This is a genomic window from Grimontia marina (genome assembly GCF_900060185.1).
GTDB lineage: Bacteria > Pseudomonadota > Gammaproteobacteria > Enterobacterales > Vibrionaceae > Enterovibrio > Enterovibrio marinus.
In genome coordinates this window covers 1-876 of the sequence record NZ_FIZY01000185.1, presented here as the reverse complement: position 1 = coordinate 876, position 876 = coordinate 1, and the positions used below count along the sequence as shown (strand labels likewise).

Sequence of the window (876 nt, the reverse complement as noted above, 5' to 3'; positions counted from 1 at the left end):
TCGGTGCTATGATGGCCATTACTCAGTCCTTTTTGTGGGTTTTCTCTGTTTGGCGATAGATCAGATCGCGCAAACTGGACTGAGTTTCTCTTACCTTTGAGATCTACTATTAGGAACAGCTATTTAGATTTATCAGCTGTTGCTGGAAACGCTGAAGCAATGAGACTTCTTGGCCGCATATATGAAGAAGGATTGGGTGTCGATAAGAACTACGCTATTGCATTTTACTACTACCTCAACGCGGCTGAGCAAGGGATTTCTGAAGCTCAAGTAGCGGTTGCACTGTTATACAAACAAGGTTTGGGTGTTGCACAAGATTATATATATACAATCTATTGGTTAGAGAAGTCGGTAGATAACGGGAATACGATTGGTAAATATAATCTGGCATTGCTTTACAGATATGGGGAAGGAGTAGATCAAAATCTTACTTTTTCATTTGATTTGTTTAGTGAAGCAGCTGCGAGCGGGGATGTAAACTCTACCTATGAATTGGCAGTGATGTATGAGTCAGGGCTAAATAACTGATCCGAATAGTGCTACATTTTCGCCGTGCCGTGGCAACCTCCCGGGTACGGCGATACGTTATCCATAAAGTGCTTCACCTTCCTGAGCAATTGCCACATATGTTTACACCTGTGATTCCGAGTAATTGTCTCATGGAGAGCATTCCACAATCGTTCTATGACGTTGACCCAAGGGCAATAAACGGGCTGGAACAGCAGCCTGAACTTTGGGTTCTTCTTGAGCCAAGCCTTCGTTTTTTTACTTTTGTGGATGATGTAGTTATCCAGTATCAAGGTGACACTTTTGGCTCGGCGGTAGTGCCACTTTAGCTTCTCCAGCATGGCAATGAATAGGTCTGAGTCTTTCTTT

General features: G+C 43.2%; 2 protein-coding genes. One reads left to right on the top strand and one right to left on the bottom strand.

All coding sequences use genetic code 11. The features are described 5' to 3' along the window. The first annotated feature begins 96 nt into the window (after positions 1-96). A complete protein-coding gene (locus GMA8713_RS25875; RefSeq protein ID WP_084387850.1) occupies positions 97-528 on the top strand; it encodes a tetratricopeptide repeat protein in 432 nt (143 codons plus the stop codon). 11 nt (positions 529-539) lie between these two features. On the opposite strand, the gene GMA8713_RS25870 is transcribed toward GMA8713_RS25875, so the two are convergent. Beyond that, a complete protein-coding gene (locus tag GMA8713_RS25870) occupies positions 540-848 on the bottom strand; it encodes an IS630 family transposase (RefSeq protein WP_062711365.1) in 309 nt (102 codons plus the stop codon). Between the last annotated feature and the right edge of the window lie 28 nt (positions 849-876).

What these genes read in the sequence shown, in the direction of transcription:
- GMA8713_RS25870 (WP_062711365.1), bottom strand. Translation starts at nt 848, where the DNA reads ATGCTGGAGAAGCTAAAGTGGCACTACCGCCGAGCCAAAAGTGTCACC.